Origin of the sequence: Rhodococcus sp. NPDC060176 (assembly GCF_042728675.1) — a bacterium.
GTDB lineage: Bacteria > Actinomycetota > Actinomycetes > Mycobacteriales > Mycobacteriaceae > Rhodococcus_F.
On record NZ_JBHWYS010000005.1, the window covers coordinates 26448 to 47452 of the forward strand.

23 protein-coding genes and 2 riboswitches are annotated in these 21005 nt (G+C 63.2%); of the genes, 20 read left to right on the forward strand and 3 right to left on the reverse strand.

The features are described from left to right. Positions 1–31: 31 nt before the first annotated feature. Together ACFWEM_RS22575 and ACFWEM_RS22580 are read right to left on the reverse strand one after the other, a co-directional pair. The gene (locus ACFWEM_RS22575) at positions 32–847 is read right to left on the reverse strand and encodes an HAD-IIA family hydrolase (protein ID WP_378537262.1); all 816 of its coding nucleotides are present in this window, start codon (positions 845–847) and stop codon (positions 32–34) included. 37 nt (positions 848–884) lie between these two features. Continuing rightward, the gene (locus ACFWEM_RS22580; protein WP_317552607.1) at positions 885–1652 is read right to left on the reverse strand and encodes a sulfite exporter TauE/SafE family protein; all 768 of its coding nucleotides are present in this window, start codon (positions 1650–1652) and stop codon (positions 885–887) included. A gap of 199 nt (positions 1653–1851) precedes the next feature. Beyond that, a riboswitch (SAM riboswitch) is annotated at positions 1852–1946 on the forward strand. Between the two features lie 7 nt (positions 1947–1953). Here ACFWEM_RS22580 and ACFWEM_RS22585 point away from each other — a divergent pair. From ACFWEM_RS22585 to ACFWEM_RS22660, 16 genes are all read left to right on the forward strand, one after another. Beyond that, the gene (locus tag ACFWEM_RS22585; protein ID WP_378537806.1) at positions 1954–2031 is read left to right on the forward strand and encodes a putative leader peptide; all 78 of its coding nucleotides are present in this window, start codon (positions 1954–1956) and stop codon (positions 2029–2031) included. 124 nt (positions 2032–2155) lie between these two features. Beyond that, positions 2156–3130, forward strand: coding sequence for an amino acid ABC transporter permease (locus ACFWEM_RS22590; RefSeq protein ID WP_378537264.1), 975 nt, complete (start codon positions 2156–2158; stop codon positions 3128–3130). Next, positions 3127–3912 carry an amino acid ABC transporter ATP-binding protein gene (locus ACFWEM_RS22595; RefSeq protein WP_020968833.1) on the forward strand — a complete coding sequence of 262 codons (786 nt, stop codon included), beginning with the start codon at positions 3127–3129 and terminating at the stop codon, positions 3910–3912. Before ACFWEM_RS22590 ends, ACFWEM_RS22595 begins: the two co-directional genes overlap by 4 nt. Before the next feature lie 34 nt (positions 3913–3946). Continuing rightward, complete coding sequence (locus ACFWEM_RS22600; RefSeq protein ID WP_378537266.1) at positions 3947–4918, forward strand: ABC transporter substrate-binding protein; 972 nt, start codon at positions 3947–3949, stop codon at positions 4916–4918. A gap of 10 nt (positions 4919–4928) precedes the next feature. Next, entirely contained in the window at positions 4929–6038 is a 1110-nt protein-coding gene (locus tag ACFWEM_RS22605; RefSeq protein ID WP_378537268.1) for an FAD-dependent oxidoreductase, read from the forward strand. A gap of 8 nt (positions 6039–6046) precedes the next feature. After that, positions 6047–6637 carry a GNAT family N-acetyltransferase gene (locus ACFWEM_RS22610; protein ID WP_378537808.1) on the forward strand — a complete coding sequence of 197 codons (591 nt, stop codon included), beginning with the start codon at positions 6047–6049 and terminating at the stop codon, positions 6635–6637. A 17-nt stretch (positions 6638–6654) separates the two neighbouring features. Continuing rightward, positions 6655–6749, forward strand: a riboswitch (SAM riboswitch). Between the two features lie 8 nt (positions 6750–6757). Next, a complete protein-coding gene (locus ACFWEM_RS22615; protein ID WP_310504006.1) occupies positions 6758–6847 on the forward strand; it encodes a putative leader peptide in 90 nt (29 codons plus the stop codon). A 148-nt stretch (positions 6848–6995) separates the two neighbouring features. Continuing rightward, positions 6996–8636, forward strand: a complete 1641-nt coding sequence (locus tag ACFWEM_RS22620; RefSeq protein ID WP_378537270.1) for an ABC transporter substrate-binding protein — start codon at positions 6996–6998, stop codon at positions 8634–8636. A gap of 2 nt (positions 8637–8638) precedes the next feature. Next, a complete protein-coding gene (locus ACFWEM_RS22625) occupies positions 8639–9637 on the forward strand; it encodes an ABC transporter permease (protein WP_378537273.1) in 999 nt (332 codons plus the stop codon). Further along, the gene (locus tag ACFWEM_RS22630) at positions 9630–10520 is read left to right on the forward strand and encodes an ABC transporter permease (RefSeq protein WP_378537276.1); all 891 of its coding nucleotides are present in this window, start codon (positions 9630–9632) and stop codon (positions 10518–10520) included. The genes ACFWEM_RS22625 and ACFWEM_RS22630 overlap by 8 nt, the downstream gene beginning before the upstream one ends. Further along, the gene (locus tag ACFWEM_RS22635; protein WP_378537279.1) at positions 10517–12139 is read left to right on the forward strand and encodes a dipeptide ABC transporter ATP-binding protein; all 1623 of its coding nucleotides are present in this window, start codon (positions 10517–10519) and stop codon (positions 12137–12139) included. The genes ACFWEM_RS22630 and ACFWEM_RS22635 overlap by 4 nt, the downstream gene beginning before the upstream one ends. Then, a complete protein-coding gene (locus ACFWEM_RS22640; RefSeq protein WP_378537281.1) occupies positions 12126–13244 on the forward strand; it encodes an LLM class flavin-dependent oxidoreductase in 1119 nt (372 codons plus the stop codon). The genes ACFWEM_RS22635 and ACFWEM_RS22640 overlap by 14 nt, the downstream gene beginning before the upstream one ends. Positions 13245–13268: 24 nt before the next feature. Continuing rightward, positions 13269–14639, forward strand: coding sequence for an NtaA/DmoA family FMN-dependent monooxygenase (locus ACFWEM_RS22645; RefSeq protein WP_378537284.1), 1371 nt, complete (start codon positions 13269–13271; stop codon positions 14637–14639). Further along, positions 14636–15460, forward strand: a complete 825-nt coding sequence (locus ACFWEM_RS22650) for a DUF1684 domain-containing protein (protein ID WP_378537286.1) — start codon at positions 14636–14638, stop codon at positions 15458–15460. Before ACFWEM_RS22645 ends, ACFWEM_RS22650 begins: the two co-directional genes overlap by 4 nt. Beyond that, positions 15457–16599, forward strand: coding sequence for an LLM class flavin-dependent oxidoreductase (locus ACFWEM_RS22655; protein ID WP_378537289.1), 1143 nt, complete (start codon positions 15457–15459; stop codon positions 16597–16599). Before ACFWEM_RS22650 ends, ACFWEM_RS22655 begins: the two co-directional genes overlap by 4 nt. 27 nt (positions 16600–16626) lie before the next feature. Next, positions 16627–17124 carry a nucleoside deaminase gene (locus tag ACFWEM_RS22660; protein WP_378537292.1) on the forward strand — a complete coding sequence of 166 codons (498 nt, stop codon included), beginning with the start codon at positions 16627–16629 and terminating at the stop codon, positions 17122–17124. 28 nt (positions 17125–17152) lie between these two features. On the opposite strand, the gene ACFWEM_RS22665 is transcribed toward ACFWEM_RS22660, so the two are convergent. Further along, on the reverse strand, positions 17153–18094 hold the full coding sequence (locus ACFWEM_RS22665) for an alpha/beta hydrolase (protein WP_378537294.1): 942 nt from the start codon (positions 18092–18094) through the stop codon (positions 17153–17155). Between the two features lie 116 nt (positions 18095–18210). On the opposite strand from ACFWEM_RS22665, the gene ACFWEM_RS22670 reads away from it, so the two are divergent. The 4 genes from ACFWEM_RS22670 to fgd all read left to right on the forward strand — a co-directional run bounded on the left by ACFWEM_RS22670 (position 18211) and on the right by fgd (position 20886). After that, complete coding sequence (locus ACFWEM_RS22670) at positions 18211–18960, forward strand: hypothetical protein (RefSeq protein WP_378537297.1); 750 nt, start codon at positions 18211–18213, stop codon at positions 18958–18960. Beyond that, positions 18960–19433, forward strand: a complete 474-nt coding sequence (locus ACFWEM_RS22675; protein ID WP_283305840.1) for an RDD family protein — start codon at positions 18960–18962, stop codon at positions 19431–19433. The genes ACFWEM_RS22670 and ACFWEM_RS22675 overlap by 1 nt, the downstream gene beginning before the upstream one ends. Continuing rightward, positions 19430–19777, forward strand: a complete 348-nt coding sequence (locus tag ACFWEM_RS22680; RefSeq protein WP_230816265.1) for a YidH family protein — start codon at positions 19430–19432, stop codon at positions 19775–19777. Before ACFWEM_RS22675 ends, ACFWEM_RS22680 begins: the two co-directional genes overlap by 4 nt. Before the next feature lie 95 nt (positions 19778–19872). After that, positions 19873–20886 carry a glucose-6-phosphate dehydrogenase (coenzyme-F420) gene (gene fgd, locus ACFWEM_RS22685; protein ID WP_003944371.1) on the forward strand — a complete coding sequence of 338 codons (1014 nt, stop codon included), beginning with the start codon at positions 19873–19875 and terminating at the stop codon, positions 20884–20886. Positions 20887–21005: the final 119 nt, after the last annotated feature.

Below are 21005 nucleotides of genomic sequence, written 5' to 3' on the forward strand. Positions count from 1 at the left end.
TTACCAAATTTCCATTCTTTTGACAATTCCTTCAATTGTTTGCGTTGCTACGGAATGGATCGGTTGTCATTCCGACCAAATCCGCGACCGACTCGAGGACGATGGTCGGGCGGTACGGGTAGAGCTCCACCGACGCGCGGGTCGAGATTCCGGTCATCACCAGAATCGTCTGCAGTCCGGCTTCGAGGCCGCAGACGATGTCGGTGTCCATGCGGTCGCCGATCATCAACGTGTTGGCTGAATGAGCGCCGATGGACCGCAGGGCGGACCGCATCATCAAGGCGTTGGGCTTGCCGACGTAGTAGGGATCGCGTCCGGTTGCCTTGGTGATGAGAGCGGCGACCGAGCCGGTGGCCGGGAGAGAGCCGTCGCGCGACGGTCCGGTGGCGTCGGGGTTGGTGGCGATGAACCGCGATCCACGCTCGACCAGGCGAATGGCCGTGGTGATCGCCTCGAAGGAGTACGTACGCGTCTCGCCGAGGACGACGTAGTCGGGGTCGCTGTCCGTCAGGACGTAGCCGATGTCGTGCAGTGCAGTGGTCAGGCCCGATTCACCGACCACGTAGGCGCTGCCGCCCGGACGCTGGTTGGCCAGGAAGGTCGCGGTAGCGAGCGCTGACGTCCAGATCGACTTCTCCGGGATGTCGAGTCCCGAATTGAGGAGGCGTGCTCGCAGGTCACGCGGGGTGCGGATGGAGTTGTTGGTGAGCACCATGTACGGAATGTCGTTCGACGCCAGTTCTGCCAGGAACGTGTCTGCTCCGGGTATCAAGTGCTCCTCGTGGACGAGAACCCCGTCCATGTCCATGAGGTAGGTCCAACCGGTCTGATCGTCTGTTCTGGTCATATCTCCAGTATGTGCGGGTGCCGCCAGATGTGGGCGGTCAAGCGAGAAGACGCCACAAGCCGATCAGGCCGACGACGACAATCGTGTATCGCAGTGCAGTGGGGGACAGGCGTCGTCCGTAGCGGGCGCCCAAAACGCCGCCACCGAGTGAGCCGACAGCGATCAACCCCGCTGCTGCCCAATTGATCTGGTCGAAGGCCAGAGTGATGTACATTCCGGCCGCGACGATGTTGACGAGCAGTGAGAGCAGGTTCTTCGCGCCGTTCATGCGCTGGAGGGTTTCCGGGAGGATGGCACCCATCACACCGATGAGGAGGATGCCCTGCGCGGCGGTGAAGTAGCCGCCGTAGATGCCGACGGCAAAGGTGCCCGCGGTCAGGAGCATCAGCCTCTTGGTGGACAGCGTCGTCTCTTCGGTGGAACGCTTCTTCGCCCACGCCTGGATACGTGGCTGGAGGAGGACAAGTGCGAGAGCCAGGATCAGCAGCACCGGAACGATGGTCTCGAACAGTTTCTCGGGTAGGTGCATGAGCAACCACGAACCAAGGAGTGCGCCGGCGAGCGACGCGGGAATCTGCCACTTCAAACGATCCCACTGCCCGGACAACTCACGCCGGTATCCCCACGTGCCCGAAACCCCGCCGGCGACGAGCCCGACCGCGTTGGACATGGTCGCGGTCACCGGCGGCATCCCGAAGGCGACCAGGGTGGGAAACGTGATCAGCGTTCCACTGCCGACGACGGCATTGATCGCGCCCGCACCGATGCCGGCCAACAAGATGAAGAAAGCGTCGATTCCACTCACTCCGCAGACGGTACGGCAGAGGAAAAGTCAGTCCGGACGGCGGTCCCGGTCTCGATTCGAACACTCCATTGAACACGGCGACCAAGGTTTCGGACACCGTTGAAATCAGTGCGATTTCAACATGAAGCGACCTTCATTTCCCTTGCAGTGCAGGGAAATACAACATTTGACGACTCGGGATTTCGCGTCTAGTCTTTGCTCACCATCCAGAGCGACCGAGAGACCTGGCTCGTCGACGTCGCAGCAACCCCCCGAGTGATCGGGAGCGGGTGCTACCGCCAGGACCGATGGAAGGCATCACATGGGTTCCACTTCGCACGCTGCGCACAGGCGTCGTCACATCGATCTGTGCCGCACCGCTTCGTGTCACTGTCTCTGACCTCACTGTCACCGACCGAACTGTCGTCGTCTTCGCAACTCGAGTACGCCACCTCGAGAACACAGCTGCGTTCCCATTTCCCGAAAGGTCTATTCGTGATGTCCACTCCGTCAGGTAGTGCGCCGTGAGCGCGCCCACCGATGTCCGCCCCGAAAAGTCGGTGGCCGAGCCGCAGCTTCCCGACTCGGAACTTGTCGTTGCTCGTACCTGGCACCCGTTGCGCTGGGTGATCAGCGCGGTCGTGCTGGTTTTGCTTGCTCAATTCATTCACGGCCTCGTCGTCAACCCCGGCTGGGACTGGCCGACGTTCGCGCAGTACTTCACCGCGAAATCGGTGCTTGCCGCGTTGTGGATGACGATCAAACTGACCCTGTGGGGGACGATCCTCGGATTCGGCCTCGGTGTTTTCCTGGCACTCGGCCGGTTGTCGAAGAACCCGGTCCTGCAGGTGATCGCCTGGACCTACATCTGGGCCTTCCGCTCGATTCCGCTCATCGTGCAGCTGCTCTTCTGGTTCAACATCACGTACCTGTACCAGACCCTTTCTCTTGGAATACCTTTCGGACCGGAGTTCTTCACCTTCCAGGTCAGCGGTGTGATCGGCGGATTCACTGCAGCAGTCATCGGTTTGGCACTGCACCAGGCCGCGTACTCGGCCGAGATCATCCGCTCCGGAATTATCTCGGTGGATCACGGTCAGATCGAAGCAGCTCACTCGCTAGGTATTCCGCGCAGTCGCCAGTTCTTCAAGATCATTCTCCCGCAGGCGATGCGGGCGATCCTCCCCAATGCCGCCAACGAGGTCATCGGACTCTTCAAGGGAACGTCCATCGTCTCCACCATGGCGATCGCCGAACTGTTCTACCAGGTGCAGGTCATCTTCGGCCGCAACGGACGAGTTGTGCCCCTGCTGATGGTCGCCACAATCTGGTACATCATCCTCACGACGTTGCTCTCGATCGGTCAGTACTACGTTGAGCGCCACTACGCACGTGGATCCGCCCGAGCCCTTCCGTTGACTCCGATCCAGAAGGCGCGCAAGAAGTTCGAAGAGATTCGTGACGCGCGTCTCGATATTCCGAGAGGTGCGACCCGATGACCGCAGAATTGGCCGAAGAGACGGTGTACGCCGTCGAAGCGCGCGGAATCCACAAGTCGTTCGGCACGCTGGAAGTACTTGCCGGCGTTGATCTCCTGGTTCGCAAGGGCGAAGTGACCGTCATTCTCGGACCGTCCGGTTCCGGTAAGTCCACCTTGCTGCGCACCCTCAATCACCTCGAGAAGGTCGACCGCGGGACCGTACGGATCGACGGAGAACTGATCGGATACCGGCGCAAGGGAAATCGACTTCACGAACTGCGTGACCGCGAGATCCTGAAGCAGCGTTCACATATCGGATTCGTGTTCCAGAACTTCAACCTGTTTCCGCACCTGACTGCGCTGGAGAACGTGGTGGAAGCACCGCTCTCGGCCCAGAAACGAGACCGTGATGAGGTCTACCGCGAAGCCCGCGCTCTGCTCGAGCGAGTGGGAGTGGGAGACAAGGCCGACGAGTATCCCCGCCAACTCTCCGGTGGCCAGCAACAGCGCGTAGCGATAGCGCGAGCGCTGGCACTGCGTCCGGCTGTGATTCTCTTCGACGAACCGACCTCGGCGCTCGATCCCGAGTTGGTCGGCGAAGTCCTCGAAGTTCTTGCCCAGCTTGCCCGCGACGGCGCCACCTTGGTGATCGTCACGCACGAGGTCGGATTTGCTCGGGAGGTGGCGGACACCGCGGTCTTCATGGACGGCGGCGTCATCGTCGAACAGGGCCCGCCGTCGCAGGTGATCGACAATCCGGTCCACGAACGGACCAAAGCGTTTCTCTCCCGCGTCCTCTGACGCGACCCAGACTCATTCCCGGAAGGAAAAATTGATGTTCTCCCCATCCCGTCGCGCGACTTTTCTGATCTCGGCTCTTGCCACCGTCGGACTGCTCAGCGCTGCGTGCAGCAGTGCTGACGCCGAGTCCGACGGCGCCCAGGTCACCGCGGCCGCGGGTTACAACCTCACCGCCGACCAGAATCGCATCACCACCGACAAGGTGGATGCCATCGCCGCCGAGGTTCCTCAGGACATTCGTGATCGCGGCACGCTGCGAGTCACCGGTAGCGCGGGTTCCGCTCCGCCGCTTCGCTTCTACGCCGACGACGACACCACCCTCATCGGCTCCGAGACCGACTTCGCTTACCTGATCGGTGACGTTCTCGGTTTGAAGGTCGACCTGCAGACAGCGGACTGGGCACAGAACTTCGTCCGCATCGACTCCGGCGAGGCCGACGCCTTCCTCTCCAATGTGACTGTCACAGAGGAACGTAAGGAGAAGTACGACTTCGCCACCTACCGACTCGACACCCTCGCCTTCGAAGCCAAGAAGGGCGCCGGAATTTCCATCAAGGAACCCAAGGACGTCGCCGGCAAGAAGATCGCGGTAGGTTCCGGCACCAATCAGGAAGCGTTGCTGGTCAAGTGGAGTGAGCAGAACGTCGCGGCCGGCCTGGCGCCCACCGACATCTCCTACTACCAGAACACCACCGACTACTACCTCCCCTTGCAGTCCGGCCGAATCGACGCCTACTTCGGCCCGAACCCGTCGTCGCAGTTCCACGCCAAGCAGTCGGGTGAAACCGAGGTTGTCGGTGAGTTCTCCGGTGCCGGCGACACTTTGCAAGGACAGATCGCGGTGCTGGTGAAGAAGGACAACGGGTTGATCAAGGCCGTCAACGACGCGATCAACCACACGATCGAGAACGGTACGTACCAGCAGATCCTCGAGCGTTGGAACATCACCAGCGAAGCCGTCGACAAGTCTCTGATCAACCCGCCCGGCCTTCCCAAGACCAAGTGAGCTCTCGTCCATGAGTGAGATTCTCGATGTGATCGTCATCGGCGGAGGACTCGTCGGGTCCTCCGCCGCATGGCGGCTCGCGGCGCGCGGACACAGCGTCGTACAGCTGGAACAGTTCGGGCCGGGGCACAAGCACGGTGCATCGCACGGTACTTCGCGCATCTACCGTCAGGCCTACGACAATCACCTGTACACAGGATTGGCGGCCGACGCGCTGCCACTGTGGCGGGAGTTGGAGTCCACCACGGACATCGGGTTCCTGGAACTGACCGGTGCCGTCGATCACGGTCTGCCGCAGGCAGTGCAGTCCAAGGCGCAGATATTGGTCGAGGCCGGCATCAAGGGTGAGATCCTCACTCCTGCCGAGGCGTCCGCCCGCTGGCCGGGGTTGCGATTCGACACCACCGTGCTCCATCACCCCGATGCAGGCCGGTTGCACGCGGACCGCGCCGTGACCGCGCTGAAAGCGGGAGCGGTGTTCGCCGGTGCCGAGGTCCGTCACGACGTTCGGGTATTGGCACTCGCGCGAGCGTCGTACGGCGTGGACGTGGTGACGGACGGCGGAACGCTCGCGGCTCGTCAGGTCGTGATCGCGGCTGGGGCGTGGACTGCGGACCTGATCGCAGACAGCGGACTCGGTTCCGAGATCGTGCTCCCGACGCTGCGCACGACGCAGGAACAACCGGCCCACTTTGCACCGCTGGACCCGGGAGTCGAGTGGCCGAGTTTCGTTCACCACACGGGTGCGCAGTTGGAGACCGCGGGGATCTACGGACTCGGTTCCGAGGACGGCATCAAGATCGGCGAACACGCGACCGGGCCGGTCGTGACTCCACAGACCCGCGACTACACCCCTGATGTCGACGGAGAGCAACGATTGGTCGAGTACGCCGAGTCGTGGTTGCCCGGCGTTGATTCCACCCAGGTCGAGTCGATCACGTGCCTGTACACGAGCTCGCCGGACAGTAACTTCGTCATCGACCGAGTCGGCGCCGTCACGGTCGCGGCGGGATTCTCGGGTCATGGATTCAAATTCGGTCCGGCCCTGGGGGAACTTGTATCGAACCTCGTCGAGGGAACCGCTCTCGCTCCGGAAGTTTTTCGGCTGGGGGAGCGTTGACCAGATTCATGGAGGAAAGTGTTGTGGCACTGGAGCTCGGGACCCGTCAGGTCGAGGGCATCGGCGCGGTAGAGGTCTACTCGGTATCGCAGGACGATCCCTTGGCGGCTCCACTGATCGCGGAATTGGCGCTCGAATACAGCTCGCGATACGGCGGAACTCGCGAAGCGATGCTCGCGGATCTCACCACGTACCCGGCAGAAGAATTTGCGTACCCGCAGGGGGCGCTCCTGGTGCTCACCCACGAGGATGTGCCTATTGCCGGTGGTGCATTTCGCCAATTTGATTCCACCACTGCCGAATTGAAGAGAATCTGGACATCGGTCGACTATCGGAAGCGTGGTCTCGGCAAGGTCGTCGTTCGCGAGTTGGAACGAGAGATCGAGCTTCGCGGATACCACCGGGTGTTCCTGACGACGGGCCCTCGGCAACCGGAGGCTGTCGCGCTGTACCTGTCCAGTGGATACACACCGCTCTACGACGCTTCACTCTCGCCCGAAGAAGTGGGCGTCCACCCGTTCGAGAAACAACTTCGGGTGCTCGAAAATGTGACCCGAGCAGCAATTCCTACCGACCGGGTTGACAACACCCGGGTTTGACCTCGTACACTTGCGAACGACCATCCAGAGCGACCGAGAGACCTGGCTCATTGAAGTCGCAGCAACCCCCCGAGTGATCGGGTGCGGGTGCTACCGCCAGGACCGATGGAGGAACACGAAATGAAGGCAGTCGAAGGCGGTTTCGATACCGCCTGGTCGCGTCGTCACGTAGACCTGTGCCGCACCGCGGGATCTTTCTGTACCAACTGACCTCGGTCAGTCATTCACACTCAGGCGAGTCGTCGACAAGTCTGTTTTCTCTTCTCTGCACAAGTGATTCGCGCTCGATCGCCTTCTCGGAGCTTCTTGCTTCACGGCGACGGGTGCGCTCTTCGGCATGCCTCTTTAGGAGTTCTTGGTGTCTTCGCCCTCATTCGGTGCCCGCAAACGCGCGACCGTCATTGCCGGTATCGGTGCTGCCTCGGTTCTCGGAACCGTCCTCGCCGGCTGCAGCAGCGACGGAAGCGGCAGCGGTGCCGACGCGGGTCCCGCGCAGTCCGGCGGAACCCTTCGTTACGGCCTCTCGCAGGCGCCGACGTGCGCCGATCCGGCCCAGGCCGGCAGCAACCAGACCGTGTATGTCACTCGCACCGTGGTGGATTCGCTGACCGATCAAAATCCCGACTCCGGCGAGATCACCCCGTGGCTCGCCAAGAGTTGGGAGATCAGCCCCGATGCCGCGAGCTTCACGTTCGTTCTTCGCGATGATGTCACTTTCAGTGACGGCACACCGGTGACGGCGGATTCGGTCAAGAAGACCTTCGACTCGGTCAAGAACCTCGGGCCGAACGCGTCGTTGGCGAAGAGCTACCTGTCCTCGTACACGGGTACTGACGTCGTCGACGCCCACACGGCGAAGATCAATTTCTCCGGGCCCAATGTTCAGTTCCTGCAAGCAACTTCGACGCCGCAGCTCGGAATCCTCGCCGATTCCACCACCGCACTGGCATCCGAGCAGCGCTGCCCCGGTGCAGCGGTGATCGCTTCCGGTCCATTCGTGTACACCGACTGGCAGCAGGACAAGAGCGTCAAGATCGCCAAGCGTGCGGGATACAACTGGGCGTCGGACGCAGTCGCGCATCAGGGCGAGGCCTACCTCGACGGCGTCGATTTCACCGTGGTCCCCGAATCCGGTGTGCGCGCGGGCAGTGTGGCTTCCGGCCAGCTCGATGCGGTCAGCGACGCGCTTCCACAGGACGCACCGCAGATCGAGGGCGCCGGTGGACGCATCCTCACCCGGCCCAACCCGGGCGTGAGCTTCTTCTTCCAGCCCAATGTCAGTCGTGGAGTACTCGCTGATCAGGCCGTCCGCCAGGCCATCATTCCGGCGATCAACCGCCAAGAACTCGTCGACACCGTTCTTGATCCGTCGTTCTTCCCGGCAACGAGCCCGTTGGCTCACACCACTCCGCTCTACAGCGACGAATCCAGTGTCGTGACCTACGACGCGGACAAGTCGGCGAAGCTTCTCGACGCAGCCGGTTGGAAGGCCGGAAGCGACGGTATCCGCGAGAAGGACGGGCAGAAGCTCACGTTCAGCGTCACGTTCAGCCCGGTGTTCTCGGGTAATCAGGCCATTCTCGAGCTCGTGCAGCAGCAGCTCAAGAAGGTCGGCGTCGACCTGCAGCTCAATCTGGTCTCGAACGGTGAATGGACCGAGAAGGGGGTGTCGGGTGACTACGATTCGCTGTACTACAACAGCACTCGGGCCGACGCCGACATCCTGCGGGCGTCGTTCAGCACCGAGGGCCGCAACCTCAATCGTCGCGGCGCAGATCCGGAGCTCGACAAGGTTCTCACCGACCAGCTCGCAGCCACGGACAACGGTCAGCGCGGCGAACTGGTCTCCACCGCTCAGGAATTGATCCTCGACCGTGGGCTCTCCATCCCCACGATCGAGCTCTCGCAGGCCATCGGCGCCGGATCGAGTGTTCAGGATCTGAACTTCGAAGCCTCGTCACGCCTGCAGTTCTACGACGCATGGTTGTCGGGTAAGTAATCATGACTCGATACGTACTCACCCGACTGGGCCAGGCCGCGGTTGTCCTGTGGGCCGCCTTCACCATCTCGTTCGTGATTCTGTTCCTCCTGCCGAGCGATCCGGTCAGCATGGCTGCGGACTCGTCCGGGCAGGGTGTTGCAGTGGATCAGGCTGCGCTCGATCAGCTTCGGGCACGATACGGCTTGGACCAGTCGGTGTGGGTGCAGTACTGGACGTCGCTGACCAATGCTCTTCGCGGCGATTTCGGTACGTCGATCTCCACCGGTCAGTCGGTAACGGATGCCATCTTCTCGGCATTGCCGAGCACCCTGGTGCTGGCAACCACGGCTTTGGTTCTCGCCGTGCTGTTCGGAGTGGCGATCGCGTTCTTCGCTACCTACACCCGCAAGCGGTGGCTGGCGAACCTGTTGTTCTCGCTGCCGCCTCTGGGAGTGGCTGTGCCCACCTTCTGGGTGGGTCTGATCCTCCTGCAACTCTTCTCGTTCCGTCTGCACATCTTCCCGGCATTCGGGGACAAGGGATTCGCAACGGTAGTTCTCCCGGCGTTCACGCTGGCGATCCCGACCGGCGCGGTGATCGCGCAGGTCCTCACGACCAGCCTGCAGTCGACGCTGCGTTCGCCGCACGTGGAGACCGCCTATGCCAAGGGAGCCAGCCGTTGGCGCGTGCAGACCCGTCACGCGTTGCGACTGGCGAGCATTCCGGCATTCACCATTGCCGGAGTGCTGGTCGGAACTTTGCTGGCTGGTTCGGTGGTCGTGGAAACGGTGTTCTCCCGCGCGGGCGTTGGCCGTCTGACCCAGACGTCGGTGATGGCGCAGGACATCCCGGTGGTGCAGGGCGTCGTTGTGTTCGCCTCCCTGGTCTTCGTGCTCGTCAACCTCGCGGTCGACCTCTTCTACCCCCTGATCGATCCACGAATCGTTCAGGCGAAGAAGGCACATGCCGAAAACTCGAATACCGAAAGCTCGACCGATCTGGAGCCGGCCCATGTCTGACACATTGATCGAACCCTTACTCCTCGATCCACGCGTCGAGGCCAAGGCACCAGTCGTTTCGCGCCGAAGGTCGACTGCCATCGGTTTGATCCGTAAGCCCGGTCTGGTCATTCCGGTGCTGATCGTGCTGCTTGCCATCGGCTTTGCCGTCGCGCCTGGGTTTTTCGCCAGCGGTGATCCGTTGTCCGGCGTCCCGGCGGACAAACTGCAGGGACCGAGCTTGGCTCACTGGTTCGGAACCGACAACCTCGGGCGTGACCTGTACACACGCTTCGTACACGGCGCCGCGCTGTCCCTGACCGCGACTTTGGTAGCGGTGGGAATCGCGTTGGTGGCAGGATCGATCATCGGTTTGCTCGCGGGATTTGTCGGCGGAGTCGTCGACGCAGTTCTGATGCGCATCGTCGATGTCCTGCTGTCCATTCCGGCGCTACTGCTCTCGTTGGCATTGGTGACCGCGCTCGGCTTCGGCACCATCAACGTCGCCATCGCTGTCGGCGTCAGTATGGTCGCCAATTTTGCGCGAGTGATGCGTGCCGAAGTGATGCGGGTGCGCGGCGCTCAGTACGTCGAGGCCGCGTTCAGTTCGGGCGTGCAGTGGCTCGGTGTCCTGCGTCGGCACGTGCTGCCCAACTCGTACGCGCCCGTGGTCGCGCTTTCCGCAGTCGAGTTCGGGCAGGCAGTTCTTGCAGTGTCGGCACTGAGCTTCTTGGGATTCGGCGCGGTTCCGCCTACCCCGGAATGGGGATCGCTGGTGTCCGAGGGGCGCAACTTCCTCGCCAATGCCTGGTGGATGACAACACTTCCCGGTCTCGCGATTGTCGCCGTGGTCATCTCGGCGCACCGTATCGGCCACGAGATCGAAAGGAGCAACCGGCGATGAGCACGACCGAGGAACAGTTGCTTTCCGTCACCGACCTGCAGATCTCCTACGGCAACGAGCCCGCGGTATCCGGTGTGAGTTTCACCGTCGGCCGCGGCGAAGTGGTTGCGGTGGTGGGGGAGTCGGGTTCGGGAAAGTCGACGACGGCCCACGCGATACTGGGCCTGCTCGCCGGTAGCGGCCACGTCACGGGCGGAAGCGTCGAGTTCGAAGGCGACAGAATCGATTCGTACTCCGACCGCGCGTGGCAGAGAATCCGCGGCGCTCGTATCGGTCTGGTGCCGCAGGATCCGACGACCTCGCTCAACCCGGTGACTCGGATCGGCGACCAGGTTGCAGAAGTCCTGCGGATCCACGGCCTCGCCGACCGGCGCACAGCGCGGTTGGACGCCGTCGCCGTGCTCGAGCGCGCGGGTATCGATCGCCCGGAGATCCGGGCACGCCAGTATCCACACGAGCTGTCCGGCGGTATGCGGCAACGAGTTCTGATCGGTATCGCTCTTGTAGCGAACCCGGCCCTCATCATCGCCGACGAGCCGACCAGTGCTCTGGACGTCACGGTTCAACGACGCATTCTCGACCATCTCGACGAGCGAATCGCCGAATCCGGTGCCGCCGTGCTTCTGATCACGCATGACCTGGGTGTGGCCGCAGACCGCGCGGACCGGATCCTGGTGATGCAGGGGGGCAGAATCGTCGAATCCGGCCGCACCGCAGATATTCTGGGAGACCCGCGAGACGAGTACACGAAGAAGCTGCTGAACTCTGCGCCGAGCCTGTCCTCGGGACCGGTCGATCGCCCGGTCCGTCAGGACACGAGCCCGCTGCTGACGCTGACCGGAATCACCAAGCGTTTCAACGTCGGCCGCGGGAGTTCGATCACCGCGGTGAACGAAGTATCGCTGACTGTTCCGAGGGGCCAGACGGTGTCACTGGTGGGGGAGTCAGGTTCCGGCAAGTCGACCACCGCCCGCATTGCCGTGCGATTGGAGCAGGCGGACGCCGGCACCATCACCTTCGACGGACAGGACATCACGAAGGTCAAGGGCAGCGGCCTGCGCGAGCTGCGTCGAAAGATTCAGCTCGTGTACCAGAACCCCTATGCATCACTCGACCCGAAACTGTCCGTCCAAGACATCGTGGCAGAGCCGCTGCGGGCCTTCAAGGTTGGTGGACGTACCCAGCAGCAGAGCCGTGCCGCCGAGCTGCTCGATCAGGTTGCGCTGCCCGAGCAGTTCCTGAGCCGCAAGCCGGCAGAACTCTCGGGCGGCCAGCGTCAGCGGGTGGCGATCGCTCGCGCGCTCGCTCTGAAGCCGGATCTACTCGTTCTCGACGAGCCGGTATCCGCTCTCGACGTCTCGGTTCAAGCGCAGATCCTGGCGCTACTCGACGATTTGCAGCGAGAACTGGGCCTGACCTATCTCTTCATCTCCCACGATCTGGCGGTAGTTCGCCAGATCAGCGACGTAGTCGGCGTCATGCAAGCTGGGCGATTGCTCGAAATCGGCACTACCGCCGAGATTTTCGACAATCCCCGAAACGAGTACACACGCACACTTCTCGACGCGATCCCCGGGCGGGATCATTCGACAGGAAAGGCCGAACATGTCCGAGCGTAGTTCCGGAGCATTCCTGGTCGGCCTCGAATTCGAGGGCACCGGAGCTCATCCGTACTCCTGGCGACGCGAGGATTCGCGCGCCGAAGATCTGTTCACGCCGTCGTACTGGGTGGACCTGGTGACCGCCGCGGATCGGGGTGGGGTGGATCTGGCGTTCCTCCCCGATTCTTTCGGGCTCCAATCCGAAGGCCAGCACGCTGTGCGGGGGAGGTTGGAGGCCGTGGCAACTGCGGCGAGGCTGAGTGCTGTCACCTCGCGCATCGGCCTGATCCCCACTGCGACGGTCACGCACACCGAACCGTTCCACATTTCCAAGGCCATTGCGAGCATCGACTACTCGTCTGCTGGGCGGGCCGGTTGCCAGGTCGCGGTGTCCGACACCACCGAGCAGGCAGCGTTGTTCGGCCGAAAGGCAGTGCAGGGTCCGGAGTCCGCGTGGGAGGAAGCGTCCGAGGCGGTCGAGGTGATCAGTCGGCTGTGGGACAGCTGGGAGGACGACGCCGAGATACGTGATGCTGCGAGCGGACGATTCATCGATCGGGACAAGCTGCACTACATCGATTTCGAGGGAAAGAACTTTTCCGTCAAGGGCCCGTCCATCACCCCGCGCTCGCCTCAGGGGCAGCCGCTGATCTCCGTCGACGCGAGTCGACCGGAGGCCCGCGAACTCGCCGTTGCGCGCGGAGATCTGATTCGGATTTCGGCAACCGACCTCGGCGAGGCCAAAGCTACGGCCAAGCTGGTCCACACGAGTGCAGCTGCCCTCGGGCGCAGCGTCAGAGTGCTCCTCGATGTCGACGTGCTTCTCGGAGCCGATCGCGGTGCCGCCGACGACGCTTTGGCGGAACTCGAGGAATGGGCGGGAGCGCCGTATGCCCCGCACTCGCTGTTCTATCGCGGCGACAGCGCGGGTTTGACTGCGCTGCTGCGTGAGATCGGTGGGCTCGCCGGGATCGACGGTGTGGTTCTGCGTCCACTGGCGCTGGCCGCCGCCGTGGACAAGATCGCGACGGACGTAGTGCCAACTCTCAATCCGCGACCGAGTACCGCCCCGACTCTGCGCGAGCGGTTGGGCTTCGAGTTGCCCGTCAATCAGTTCGCGTAGCGCGAGTAAAGAACAGGAACACCGATGACACAGAACAGGATTCGCAAGCAAGTTCATCTGGGCGCTCACTTTCCCGGCGTGAACAACACCACGGTGTGGACTGATCCGGCGTCCAAGAGCCAGATCGAGTTCAGCTCGTTCGAGCACCTCGCACGCAGTGCCGAACGCGGATTGTTCGACTTCTTCTTCCTCGCAGAGGGTTTGCGCCTACGCGAGCATCAGGGCAAGATTCACGACCTCGACGTGGTCGGTCGCCCGGACACCTTCAGTATTCTCAATGCGGTTGCCGGTGTGACAACGCATCTCGGCCTGGCCGGGACGATCAACACCACGTTCAACGAACCGTACGAGTTGGCCAAGCAGTTCTCGACGCTCGATCATCTCTCCGACGGCCGCGCCGCCTGGAACCTGGTCACCTCCTCGGACGCCTTCACCGGCGAGAACTTCCGCCGCGGTGGCTACCTGGAGCATTCCGAGCGGTATGCACGCGCCAACGAGTTGGTCGACGCAGTTCGGACGCTGTGGGACAGTTGGAGTATCGACCGTCCGATCGTCGACCGTGAGCGCGGTGTTTTTGCCACCGACCAGCAGGTCGGCCAGTTCCAACACTCCGGTAAGCAGTTCGACATCGCCGGACGCTTCGAAGTGCCGCGGAGTCCGCAGGGGCACCCAGTTCTGTTGCAGGCCGGTGACTCCGACGAAGGACGCGAGTTCGGCGCCGCCAAGGCCGATGCCATCTTCACCGGGCACGGAACCCTCGAAGCGGGCAAGGCCTTCTACGCAGACGTGAAGGGGCGCCTGGCCAAGTACGGACGCACGCACGCAGACCTCAAGATTCTCCCCGCCGCCACCTTTGTCCTCGGTGACAACGCAGCGGATGCACAGGAGAAGGCGTATCACATCCGGCGGCAGCAGGTCGGACCTCAGACTGCCATCGCTTTTCTCGAACAGGTTTGGGGCAGAGACCTTTCGCAGTACGACGCCGACGGCCCGTTGCCGAAGGAAGATCCGTCGGACGACGTCAACATCACTCGCGGACGCGTCCGTCACGTCAAGGATCCGCGAGCGGTCGCCGATCAGTGGCGAGCGAAGGCAGAGGCCGAAAACCTCAGCATCCGTGAACTCATCATCGAAATGACTGCCCGCCAACAGTTCGTGGGCAGTGCCGCCGAGGTGGCTGCCGAGATCGACAGCTACGTCCAGGGCGACGCGAGCGACGGCTTCATCCTCGTTCCCCACCTCACCCCCGCGGGACTGGACGAGTTCATCGACACCGTCGTACCGGAACTGCAGGACCGCGGCAGTTTCCGGACCGAATACTCAGGAACCACCCTGCGCAGCCATCTCGGACTGCGCCACCCGCACGAGCAGGCTGAAGGAGTCCGCGCATCATGACCGTTACCGACACGTCCACCAGCACCTTCACCGGCGATTGGAATGCCTGGCACGCCTCGCGCGACGCGACCTTCAGCGAACCACTCGGCTGGCTGAGCCTGACTGCGTTGCATTGGCTGGTGGACACCGATTCCACGTTCGCAGACCTTCCGGGTGCATGGCGCGCCGACGCGAATGCCGTGGTCGTCACCGCAACGGCGGCAGACGATCTCTCGATCGACGGTGTCGCAGTGGACGGTTCGTCCACCCTGAATCCGATCGAGGGGGCGCCGGGCCTGATCGTCAAGCAGGGCGAACGTCTGGTCGAGGTCATCCGCCGCACCGGCGAGGTAGCCCTGCGGATCCACGATTCGGCAGCCCCGGCATTGGCGCAGTTCAGTGGTATCCCGACCTTCGAGCCGAACCCGCAGTGGCGCATCGACGGTGTCTTCACAGCTTTCGAGGAGGCTCGCACGGTGACGACCGGTGCGGTCGTCGAGCGCCTCGAGCATCATCACGACGCTCGCGGAACCATCAGCTTCGAACACGACGGTGCAACGCATACGCTGATTGCGTTCGCGGGCAAGGACAACGGCTTTCACATCCTGTTCACCGACGCGACCAGCGGGGTGTCCACCTACCCGGCCGCACGCTCGTTGCACGTGAGCGCACCGGAACCCGGTGGCGCGGTAGTCCTCGATTTCAATCGGGCGTCGAACCTGCCCTGCGCCTTCACCGATTACGCGACGTGCCCCGTGGCCCCCGCCGAGAACCGCCTGGCGTTCGCGGTGGAAGCCGGCGAAAAGACACCTGACAGCCGCTCCGAAAGCGCACCGAGGTGAGCGCGCCGCTGTCCGTACTCGACCTCTCGCCGATCAGTGAGGGCGGAACGGCCCGCCAGGCTTTGCGGAACTCGCTGGACCTCGCTCGTTCTGCCGAAGCATGGGGATACAAGAGATACTGGGTCGCCGAACACCACTTCGTCGGTGTTGCCTCGTCGTCACCAGCAGTGCTTGTCGGGCTGATCGCGGCCGCCACCAACACCATTCGTGTCGGTTCGGCCGCCGTGCTGCTGGGCAACAACACGGCAGCTCAGGTGGTGGAAGCCTTCGGCACCGTCGAAGCTTTGTATCCGGGTCGAATCGATCTGGGTATCGGGCGCAGTGGTCAGCGCCGGGTGGAGGCACTTCGTGCCGTCGCTGCCGGGACGACTGCCCCCGCAGAATCGAAGCGGGAGAACGTCGTACGTGAGGGTGTGGTGATCCCGGCGCCCTTCGATCCGACCGGGCTCCTCACGTCACCGAGATTGCAGGCGTCGTTCGATGCCTTGGCGTTTCCGGGAGCGCAGGCGCCCGATTTCGAGCAGCAGGTCGACGACATACGCTCGCTTCTGAACGGAACCAACCGCACCCGCGACGGTATCGAATTGCACGCCAGTCCCGGCGAGAATGCCGACGTCGAGCTGTGGGTGTTCGGAAGCAGCGCGGGCCCCAGTGCCGAACTCGCCGGACGACTCGGATTGCCGTTCGGTGCGAATTACCATGTGGCGCCGTCGAGTACGCTCGACGCGGTCGAGGCTTACCGTGCGGCATTCCGGCCGTCGGCAGTTCTCTCCGAGCCGTACGTCGTCGTGTCCGCGGATGTTGTTGCCGCGGAGGACGATGCGACGGCCAGGGAGTTGGCGTCGACGTTCGGGCACTGGACGCACAGCATCCGCAGCGGGCACGGAGCAATCCCGTATCCCGATCCGGAGACGGCGCTCCCACTTTCCGACGCCGACAAAGCAGTGGTGGAGGATCGGCTGATCACGCAGTTCGTCGGTTCGCCCACCACCGTCGCCGACAGGCTCGACAGTCTGCAGAAGCTCACCGGGGCGGACGAATTGGTGATCACCGGAGTGACCTATCGACACGAGGATCGTCTGCGCTCGTACGAACTGCTCGCCAAGGAATGGGGACTACCCGCACTACTGGCAGCGTGAGGTTGCCTTGTCCATTAGTGTCGAGTGATGTTTGCACCTCGAGATGCGCTTGCGGTTGCTCTTGACGTAGCGCGTGAGGGCATGGAGCTCGGGGAGATGCCGATCGGCGCAGTCGTGTTCGACGACGACCGTGTGCTCGGGCGGGCGTATACACAAGAACGGGCACTCGGCCGACGGGTAGTCCATGCGGACCTTCAAGCGCTCTTGCAGGCCGACGAGGCTCTCGGGTTCGCTCGAGCGTCGGGTGAATTGACATTGGCGGTCAATCTCGAACCATGTCTCATGTGTATGGGTGCCGCGATCACGCTCGGTGTGACTCGGGTGTGGTTCGCTCTCGAATCCCCGAACGACGGTGCGGCGGAACTCGTGCAGCTGTGGGCGCCGCCTGTGGAGCTTCCGTTTTTCTGTAAGCCGCGTGAAGTCCTCGGCGGCATCCGCCGTGACGAAGCGCGAAATCTGTTCGCTGAATACGCCACTGGCACTGGCCCCGCCGGGATGCGGGACTGGGCGCGCAGTCTCACCTGACGCCATGGCATTAGGAGGGCCGTGAGGCTCACGCCCCGATAGCGCCCGCGATCATCGGCCACGATGCACGCATGTCAGCTTCGAAGAGTCCCCAGGTGTGGGTGCCCTCGGGGCGGAAGCTGAACGTCGCGGGAATGCCGAGTTGATTGAATCGACCCTGCAATGCGGCAGTGCACACGTTGGTGATGCCTTCGAGCACAGCGCCGGGAACGACCCCGGCAGCCATCGCCAGTGAGTTGATTCCGTCCACCGGGCCGGGAAGTCCGTTGCCGGTCGAGACGAACAGTGCTGTGCCGCGCAGTTTCTCGGCGTTGATCAGCGGGTCGTGCGCAGCCCACTGCGGGCTACCCCACGGCCCCCACATGTTGCCTGCGTTTCCGCCGCCGAGTATCTCGACCATCGAACGCACCGCTGCCTGACCGAGCGGGTCGCCGGCGCGCGGGCAGCCGCTGTACGAGCCGACGGCGCGGTAGGTGCCGGGCGACTGGATCGCGAGGTCCAGGACCGGCCCACCAGCCATCGACACACCACCGAGCGCGTTGACGCCGGTCGTGTTGTACCGAGCGTTGACTGCAGCCGGTAGTTCCTTGGTGAGGTATGTCTGCCATTTGTTGCGCCCGAGTACCGGATCGTCGGCGTTCCAGTCGGTGTACATGCTGAACTTGCCGCCGACCGGCATGACCACGTTGACGTGCTTGTCGTTGAAGAAGTCACGGACTCCGGTGTTGTTGAACCACGAGATTCCGTCCTCACCGCCGCCGACGCCGGTCAACAGATAGAACGTCGGGGCAGCGCCGCCGCCGGCCGGGGAGATCACGTCGTTGGCGATCCAACGGTCCATCGAGGGTGAGTAGACGTCGATGCGACTGACCACGGAATCCGCGCTCGCAGTCGGCGCACTGAGGCCGAGAATGCCGGCAGCCATTGCCACCGCCATCGTCAGCCGAACCGTGAAACGACGTGTCTTCATATTTCCCCCCCAGGCGCAAGCCGGACAGCGTATTTGTGCCTTCCAACAGTGGCACAATGCGAAGAAGAGTGACGAATGTCCGGGTAACAGTCCGATAAGAAGATGGAGACAATTGCGTGGGATCGCAGTCGCACCACCCCGAATCCGACGTGATTCGGCTGGCCTTCGGGCTGGCTGCGATCACGGCCGGTGCGGCGCGCAGAACCGCTGGTCTCGCCCTTGATTCGGTGCAGCGGATCCCCGTAGTCGGTGGCACTCTCGACGATGCGATCACCCAGGTCACCACCCGCGGCACGGACGCGATTCGCTCGACCGCGGAGTTCGCCGATTCCACCTTGCGGACGGTGATCAAAGCTGTCGTCGACGCTGCTCTGGCCGAAGTCGACATCACGAAGATCGTCGTCGACCACGTGGACATCGACAGGATCGCCGAGAACATCGACGTGGACAAGATTGCCGAGCGGGTCTCGCTCGAACCGATCATCGACCGCGTCGACGTGGACGAGATCGCAAGTCGCCTCGACGTCAAGGCGGTGATCGATCGCCTCGACCTCGACGGGATAGTCGACACCGTCGACCTCGAACGCCAGGTCAACCGCATCGACCTCGTCAAGATCGCCGACCAGGTCATCGAGGGCGTCGACCTCCCCCAGATGATCCGTGAATCGACCGGCTCACTCTCCACGGAAGCGGTGCACGGAGCGCGGGTACAGGGCATGCAGGCGGACGACGCCGTCGCGGGATTCGTCGGGCGACTGTTCGGCCGCGATAACGCACCGTCACCAGAAAAGCCGTCACCAGAAAAGCCGACACCAGAAAAACCGTCACCCGAGGCCGATCCGAATACGAACGCAGGCGAACGCTAGTGGCCCAGGAGAGTTCCGGCCCGGCCGGCATCGTCACCCGTGGACTCGCCGGACTGATCGACCTGGGCGTCGTCCTGCTCCTGATGGGTTCCGTGTACGTAGGTTTCGCCTTCGTCCGACTGCTCTTCTCGCCGCAGAGTTTCACGTTCTCGGAACCGGGAATCTTTCTGTCCACGACGGCATTTCTCGGTGTCTCGGTGGCGTATCTGACTGCCTGCTGGGCGACCACCGGCCGAACCGTCGGCTCCCTCGTGATGGGGCTCCGCGTGATCACGTCCGGGCATCGCCTCGTGCGCTGGCCGTTGGCGTTCGTCCGCGCCGTGCTCTGCGTACTCTTCGCCTTCGGATTGTTGTGGTCGGCGGTCGATCGACGACGACGATCGCTGCAGGACATCGTTCTACGCACCGAGGTCGTCTACGACTGGCGTCAGGACCCGGATCTGGTTGCACCGCACGGAGGCGAGCACGCATGAGCGAACCCAATCGCCCGGACGAACGCTTCACTCTCGCCAGTGAGCGCACCTTTCTCGCCTGGATGCGTAGCTCACTCGCCTTGCTGGCGGGCGGCATCGCCGTCGTCCAGTTGGTGCCGGAGTGGAGCACAGGGTGGGTCCGCACGGCGCTCGGTCTGATCTTGATCGCACTCTCGGCGGCAGCAGCCTTGGTAGGTATGCGACGCTGGCTACAGGTGAAGAAGGCGCTCGAGGACGGAGCCGCGATGCCGGAACCGCACGCATTGTGGCTGTTTGCCCTGGCGTTGGCGGGGGTTGCCGTCGCTGCCGGTATCGCGACAGTGGTCACCAGCCTTGCTCGCTGAGATACGCAGAGAAGTCCTTGCGGTGTCTGGATAGTCTGCAAAGAACGAGAAGCAAGTCAGAGAAGTACACGAAACAGACGACAAGGGAGTGCACGGTGGCGCAGGAACTCAAGCTCGGATACAAGGCTTCGGCTGAGCAATTCGGCCCTCGCGAACTGGTAGAGCTGGCAGTTCTGGCCGAGCAGCACGGCATGGATTCCGTTGCGGTGAGCGATCATTTCCAGCCATGGCGCCACAACGGTGGACACGCACCGTTCTCGCTCGCCTGGATGACGGCCGTCGGTGAGCGCACCGAGCGTGTGCAGATCGGCACGTCCGTGATGACGCCGACGTTCCGCTACAACCCGGCGGTCATCGCTCAGGCGTTCGCGACGATGGGATGTCTCTACCCGGGCCGCATCATGCTCGGCGTCGGCAGCGGCGAGGCTCTCAACGAGATCGCGACCGGCTTCCAGGGCGAGTGGCCCGAGTTCAAGGAACGCTTCGCGCGGCTGCGTGAGTCCGTGCGGTTGATGCGTGAGCTGTGGCTGGGCGATCGTGTCGACTTCGAAGGCGAGTACTTCACCACTCGCGGCGCGTCGATCTACGACGTTCCCGAGGGCGGCATTCCCGTTTACATCGCGGCCGGCGGACCCGTTGTCGCCCGGTACGCGGGACGTGCCGGTGACGGCTTCATCTGCACTTCCGGAAAGGGCATGGAGCTCTACACCGAGAAGCTGCTTCCAGCCGTTGCCGAGGGCGCAGCCAAGGCCGAGCGCGACGTCGCAGACATCGACAAGATGATCGAGATCAAGATCAGCTACGACACCGATCCGGAGGCTGCACTCGAGAACACCCGCTTCTGGGCTCCGCTGTCCCTGACACCGGAGCAGAAGCACAGCATCGAGGATCCGATCGAAATGGAAGCCGCTGCCGACGCTCTGCCCATCGAGCAGGTGGCCAAGCGCTGGATCGTCGCTTCTGATCCGGACGACGCCGTCGAGCAGGTCAAGGCCTACGTCGATGCCGGTCTCAATCACCTGGTGTTCCACGCACCGGGCCATGATCAGCGCCGATTCCTCGAACTGTTCGAGCGTGACCTTGCGCCCCGCTTGCGTGCTCTGGGCTGATCCTCGAGATCAACTGGACGGTGTCTGCCACTCGACGTGTGGCGGGCACCGTTCGTCCTTCTCGTAGCTGCCGGTTGTCGGCACGAGCGTGAGCGTGGCCACGATCAGTGGCAGGGTGG